7 protein-coding genes and 1 pseudogene are annotated in these 5,932 nt (G+C 74.8%); 5 read left to right on the top strand and 3 right to left on the bottom strand.

The annotated features are described in order from the left end of the window. The 4 genes and pseudogenes from MHW47_RS30950 to MHW47_RS30935 form a co-directional block, all read left to right on the top strand. Positions 1-324 (top strand): annotated as a pseudogene (locus MHW47_RS30950) (histidine kinase); the annotation flags it as partial. Next, complete coding sequence (locus tag MHW47_RS30945) at positions 321-764, top strand: roadblock/LC7 domain-containing protein (RefSeq protein WP_239227188.1); 444 nt, start codon at positions 321-323, stop codon at positions 762-764. The pseudogene MHW47_RS30950 and the gene MHW47_RS30945, both read left to right, overlap by 4 nt. 9 nt (positions 765-773) lie before the next feature. Beyond that, entirely contained in the window at positions 774-1,196 is a 423-nt protein-coding gene (locus tag MHW47_RS30940; protein WP_239227187.1) for a DUF742 domain-containing protein, read from the top strand. Further along, positions 1,177-1,782 carry an ATP/GTP-binding protein gene (locus tag MHW47_RS30935; protein WP_239227186.1) on the top strand — a complete coding sequence of 202 codons (606 nt, stop codon included), beginning with the start codon at positions 1,177-1,179 and terminating at the stop codon, positions 1,780-1,782. The genes MHW47_RS30940 and MHW47_RS30935 overlap by 20 nt, the downstream gene beginning before the upstream one ends. Positions 1,783-1,786: 4 nt before the next feature. Here the strand turns inward: MHW47_RS30935 and MHW47_RS30930 are convergent, their stop codons facing one another. Together MHW47_RS30930 and MHW47_RS30925 are read right to left on the bottom strand one after the other, a co-directional pair. Next, positions 1,787-2,143 (bottom strand): DUF962 domain-containing protein, encoded by a 357-nt coding sequence (locus MHW47_RS30930; protein ID WP_239227185.1) that lies wholly within the window; start codon positions 2,141-2,143, stop codon positions 1,787-1,789. A gap of 122 nt (positions 2,144-2,265) precedes the next feature. Next, complete coding sequence (locus MHW47_RS30925; RefSeq protein ID WP_239227184.1) at positions 2,266-3,075, bottom strand: M15 family metallopeptidase; 810 nt, start codon at positions 3,073-3,075, stop codon at positions 2,266-2,268. Between the two features lie 103 nt (positions 3,076-3,178). On the opposite strand from MHW47_RS30925, the gene MHW47_RS30920 reads away from it, so the two are divergent. Next, positions 3,179-3,688, top strand: coding sequence for an NUDIX domain-containing protein (locus MHW47_RS30920; protein ID WP_239227183.1), 510 nt, complete (start codon positions 3,179-3,181; stop codon positions 3,686-3,688). On the opposite strand, the gene MHW47_RS30915 is transcribed toward MHW47_RS30920, so the two are convergent. Beyond that, on the bottom strand, positions 3,679-5,932 hold a 2,254-nt coding region (locus MHW47_RS30915; RefSeq protein ID WP_239227182.1), incomplete at its 5' end, for a glycoside hydrolase family 31 protein. The genes MHW47_RS30920 and MHW47_RS30915 overlap by 10 nt on opposite strands.

Genomic DNA, 5,932 nt, shown 5'->3' with positions numbered 1-5,932 from the left:
CGGGCGGGCCGCGCCCACCCCGGCTCCGGGGAACCGGAAGCGCCCCGCAGGCCCGAACCCGCCCCGGACACCGTGGGCGGCCTGCCCCGCCGCGTCCGGCAGGCCAGCCTCGTCCCGCAACTGCGCGACGCGCCGGACGCCCGCCCGGCGAAACCCGCCCCCGCGCAGAGCGCCGACGACATCGAACGGGACGCGGACGAGGTACGCAGCCGTATGGCTTCGCTCCAGCGCGGCTGGCAGCGCGGCCGCCTGCAGAACGCCGAGGATCTGACCGGCCCCGGCGACACAGCACCAGGAACCACTCCGGGAGGGGACGGTCCATGACCGCACCGAACGCCACCGCATCCGGCTCCGTACGCCAGGGGTCCGGCGAACTCAACTGGCTCCTCGACGAACTCGTCGAACGCGTCGCCAGCATCCGCAAGGCGCTGGTGCTCTCCAGCGACGGCCTGCCCACGGGCGCCTCGAAGGACCTGACGCGCGAGGACGGCGAGCACCTGGCCGCCGTCGCCTCCGGCTTCCACAGCCTGGCCAAGGGCGTCGGCCGCCACTTCGAGGTGGGCCGGGTCCGCCAGACCGTCGTGGAACTGGACGAGGCGTTCCTGTTCGTCACCGCGGCCGGTGACGGCAGCTGTCTCGCGGTCCTGGCCGAGTCCGAGTCGGACGTCGGGCAGGTGGCGTACGAGATGACGCTCATGGTCAAACGGGTGGGAGCCCACCTGGCCAACGCGCCCCGGACGACCGGTCAGCCCTCCGGGGGGTGAGCGGAGGCCATGAGCGCCGCGTCGCCCGGAGCACCGAAGACCCCGCAAGGCCCGCGGAACCCCCGTTGGTACGACGACGACGCGGGGCCCGTCGTCCGCCCCTACGCGATGACCCGCGGGCGCACCAGCAGCGGGACGCGCCACCGCCTCGACCTGATCGCGATCGTGGTGCCGGAACCCGCGGCCGGCGACCCGGACCGCGACCAGCTGCTCTCCCCGGAACACGTCGAGATCCTCGAACTCTGCGGCGCCCTGCCGCAGTCGATCGCCGAACTCGCCTCGTCCCTGGACCTCCCCGTCGGGGTGGTCCGGGTCCTGGTCGGCGATCTCGTCGAGGACGAGCTGGTGCACGTGACCCGTCCCGTTCCGCCGGCCGAACTGCCGGACGTGAACATTCTCCGTGAGGTGATCAATGGCCTTCGGGCGCTCTAGCCGCGGCAAGCGGCCCGTGGAGCCCGTCACCCTCAAGATCCTGGTGGCGGGCGGCTTCGGCGTGGGCAAGACGACGCTGGTGGGCGCGGTCAGCGAGATCAGGCCGCTGCGCACGGAGGAGCGGCTGACCGAGGCGGGGCGGCCGGTGGACGACCTGGACGGCGTCGAGGCGAAGACCACGACGACCGTCGCCATGGACTTCGGCCGGATCACGCTCCGCGAGGACCTCGTGCTGTACCTCTTCGGCACACCGGGCCAGGACCGCTTCTGGTTCCTCTGGGACGAGCTGGCCCAGGGCGCGCTGGGGGCGGTCGTGCTCGCGGACACCCGGCGGCTGCGGGACTGCTTCGCCGCCGTCGACTACTTCGAACGCCGCGAGATCCCGTTCGCGGTCGCCGTCAACTGCTTCGAGGGCGCCGAACGGTTCCCGGAGGCGACGGTACGGGCCGCGCTCGACCTGGACCCGGAGGTGCCGGTCCTGATGTGCGACGCGCGGGACCGGTCCTCGGCGCGGGACGTGCTGGTGTCCGTCGTCGAGCACGCCCTGGCCCGCGCCGACCGCACCCGCGAGCCGGTGACCACCTGAGGCGCTAGAGCTCCCGGCCGTTCTCCGCGAGCCACTTCTCGGCGGTGCGGGCCAGCTCGTGGTCCCGTCCGGCCAGCATCATCCTGATCATCTGCGCGTCGCCGCGCAGCGACCAGGCGGGGTGGCCGAAGGTGGCCGGGTTGTTCTTCTCGATCAGGAAGTGCGCGGGCCAGGCCGTGCCGTAGCCGATGAGCGGCAGCGCGGCCAGATAGCGCGTGCGGCCGCGCGCCAGCCCGTACGCGGATATGGCGAGCCCCGTCAGCGTGCCGGTGAGGTGCACCCAGCGGGTCGCGGCCCGCGAGTGCATCGCGACGTAGTAGGGCCAGAACTCTTCGTACGACTCGAACGTCTGCTGTGCCATACCGGCACCGTAATCGCTCACCCCGCAACCGGAAACGGCTCTGCGGCGTCCGAGAGGGAGAACGGGCGGCCGGAATCCACGGGGGTGGTCCCGGCCGCCCGTTCGCCCGCGCGGCGGCCGGCTCAGTGCCCGGCGACGGACCTGCGGGCCACCGGGAAGTCGAAGTAGGTGTCGGGGAAGGTCTCGGGCCGGAACGTGTAGTGCCACCACTCCTCGGCCAGGTTCACGAAACCGGCCTCGGTGAGCGTCCGCTTGAGGAACTGGCGGTGGGCGCGCTGGACCCCCCGCACCCGCGGGTCGTCCGTGTGCGAGAGCGTGTCGAAGCAGTCGTAGCCGGTGCCCATGTCCACCGAGTTGTCCGGGAAGCGCTCCGCCTGCGGCGCGTAGCACGGCACCAGCGGCTCGCCGGGACGGTACGGCCGGGTCGGCGCGGCCGGCAGCCGCACCAGCGTCAGGTCCACCGTGCTGCCCCGGCTGTGCCCGGACCGCTCCGCGATGTACCCGTCCGCGAACAGCCGGGACTTGTCCACGCGCGGATAGAACTCGGCCTTCATCCTCTCGTCCCCGAGGTCCTTCGCCCACCGCACGAAGTGGTCCACGGCCCGCTGCGGGCGGTAGCAGTCGTACACCTTCAGCGAGTAGCCCTGCCGGAGCAGCTCCTGCTGGGCGCGGTGCAGGGCCTCGGCGGCCGGCCGGGTCAGGATGCAGAGGGACTGGCGGTAGCCGTCCACGGGCTCGCCCATGAAGGTGTGAGCGGTGGGGTAGCGCATCTCCTGGATGATCGTGGGGTCCACCGAACGCAGCGACACGAAGGCGCCGGGCGCCTTGGGTTCGGGCCGCGCCTGCGCCGCGGGGGCGGTGGCGGTCAGGGCGAGCAGGGCGGCGGCGGCACCGGCCGCCAGGGTACGGAGAGCGGTCGCAATTCCTGTCATGCGCACATCCTCCAAGGTGCGGAGGGCTCCGGTGGGCGATCCGGTACAGTCCGCGCGTGTCCGCGCCCGGCCGCCCGGCGCCACCGAGGAAACGGAGCAGCCCGTGACCCACTCCCACTGCCCCGGCTGCGGAGCCCCGTACACCCGGCTCCCCACCCCCGACACCTGGCCCCGCACCTGCGCCGCCTGCGGCCGGACCGCCTACCGCAACCCGCTCCCGGTCGCCGTCGCCCTGCTCCCCGTCACCGACGGCGACACCACCGGCCTCGTCGTCATCACCCGCACCATCGAACCCGCGCGCGGCGGCCTCGCCCTCCCCGGCGGCTTCATCGACCACGCCGAGGACTGGCAGCACGCCGTCGTCCGCGAACTGCGCGAGGAGACCGGCATCGAGGCCCGCTCCGAGGACGTCCGCCTCGCCGACGCCCTCAGCTCGCCCGACGGACACCTCCTGCTGTTCGGCCTGCTCCCCGAACGCCCCGCCGGCACCCTGCCGCCCTCCACCCCCACCGACGAAACCTCCGGCCACACCCTGCTCACCGCCCCCGCCACCCTCGCCTTCCCCCTCCACACCGAGGCCGTACGCCGCTGGTTCGCCGGCCGCTACCGCTGAGCCACCCCGCCCCGCACCCGCACCGGGCGCTCCACCGCACCCCCGCCGTCCCGCTCCACCACGACCCGGCCGCCCTCCAGCCGCGTCACGTACCGCTCGACCACCACCGGCTCCCAGCCGTCTCCCGCGTCCACGACCACCGTGCCGCCCCCGCCGCGCCCCTCCACCGGAGCCCACACCTCCAGCTCCACCCCGCCGTCCGCGCCCCGCACCGGAATCACCGACCCCGCCCGCGCCAGCACCGGCACCCGCGACAGCGGCGCCTCCACCACCACCTGCCCCGGCCCTTCGTACACCGCCCCGCTCACCGTGTCGTACCAGTGCCCGGGCGGCAGCCGCACCGGCCGCCGCACCACCCCCGGCTCCAGCACCGGAGCCACCAGCAGCGCCTCACCCAGCAGGAACGCGTCCTCGCAGTCCCGCAGCGCCCGGTCACCCGGGTCCGACCACCACACCGGACGCGCGTACGGCGCACCCGTCGACGCGGCCAGCCGCGCCAGCGTCACCCAGTACGGCCGCAGCCGCTCCCGCTCCACCAGCACCTCCCGCGCGGCCGCCAGCACCCCGGCCCCGAACTCCCACGGCTCGCGGCGCCCCGCGTCGATCGCCGCATGCGTCCGGAACAGCGGCAGATACGCGCCCAGCTGGAACCAGCGCAGATACAGCTCGGGCGAGGGCGACCCGTCGAACCCGCCCACATCCGGCCCCGAGTACGGCACCCCGCACAACCCGAGCCCCAGCACCAGCGCCAGCGACGCCCGCAGCCCCGGCCAGCCCGTCGCCACATCGCCCGACCAGGTACCCCCGTACCGCTGCATCCCCGCCCACCCCGACCGCGAGAACAGGAACGGCCGCTCCTGCGGACGAAGCCGGGCCAGCCCCTCGTAGCCCGCCCGCGCCATCGCCAGCCCGTACACGTTGTGCGCCTCCCGGTGGTCCCCGCCCCGCCCCTCCAGGCAGTGCCGCGCCGAACGGGGCAGCGACGGATCACCGAACGCCGCGAACGACACCGGCTCGTTCATGTCGTGCCACACCCCCGAGAACCCCTGCGCCAGCCGCTCCGCGTACAGCTCTCCCCACCACACCCGCACATCCGGATCGGTGAAGTCCGGATACACGCACGTCCCCGGCCACACCTCCCCGCGCACCACCCGCCCCCGCGCGTCCCGGACGAACGCCCCCGAGTCGCCCACCGCCAGGCCCGACGCGTGGACCGGGTCGTCCCCGGCGGCCGCGACCGCCGGGTCCACGATCGACACCAGCCGCACCCCGTACCCGCGCAGCTCCCGGGCGAGCCCGGGCAGGTCCGGGAACCGCTCCCGGTCCACCGTGAACACCCGGTGCCCGTCGTAGTGGTCGATGTCCAGATGCAGCACCGACAGCGGAAGACCCCGTTCCCGGTACCCCGCCACCACGCCGCGCACCGCCTCGGCCGACCCGAACCCCCAGCGCGCGTGCTGCGGCCCCAGCGCCCAGGACGGCGGCACCGCGGCCGCCCCCGTCAGCGCCGACCACCCCGCCAGCACCCGCGCCGGCGTCCCCGCCACCGCCCAGCAGCGCAGCGGACCGCCCTCCATCCGCACCTCCGACACACCCCGCCGGTCATGCCCCGAACCCGCGCCCTCCGACCCCTCCCGCAGCGAAACCCGGCCCGCCCACGTGTTGTCGTGGAAGACCAGCAGCGTCCCCGCGTCCGCCACCACCACCTGCACCGGCATCGTCAGATACAGCGGATCGTCCCCCGGCCCGAACCGCCCGCCCGGATCGGTGTTCCACAGCGCGTACGACCCGTCCCGCAGCCGCGGCCCCGCCGCCCGGCCGCCCAGACCGAAGAACCGCGCGTCCGCCGGCACCTCCGCACGCTGCACCCACCGCGCCGGCCCACCCCCCACAGGCTCCCACCAGCGAGGCGGCAGCTCCCGGCGCAGCACCACCCCGCCCGGCGTCCGCAGCTCCACCGCCCCGTGCCGCGACACCGCCACCGTCACCCGCTCCGACACCACCTGCCAGCCCCCGTCCGTCCCCGGCTCCAGGACCGCCCGCGGATCGGCGTCGGGCGCCCCGCCCGGCAACGCGTACGACGGCAGCGGCTCCGCCCCGTCCCACCCCCAGAACACCGCACCGCCCACCGTGACCCGGACACGCAGCTCCGAACGGGCGAACCGCACCACCCCGCCCCCCGGCCCCGGCTCCGCCCCCGTCACCGGACCCGGCACCCGCGCCCGCTCCGCCCCGCGCCCCGGC

The sequence above is a fragment of the Streptomyces sp. OfavH-34-F genome, assembly GCF_022347745.1.
Taxonomy (GTDB): domain Bacteria; phylum Actinomycetota; class Actinomycetes; order Streptomycetales; family Streptomycetaceae; genus Streptomyces.
Note: the sequence above shows the minus strand (reverse complement) of the source record. Positions and strands in the feature narration are given on the sequence as shown.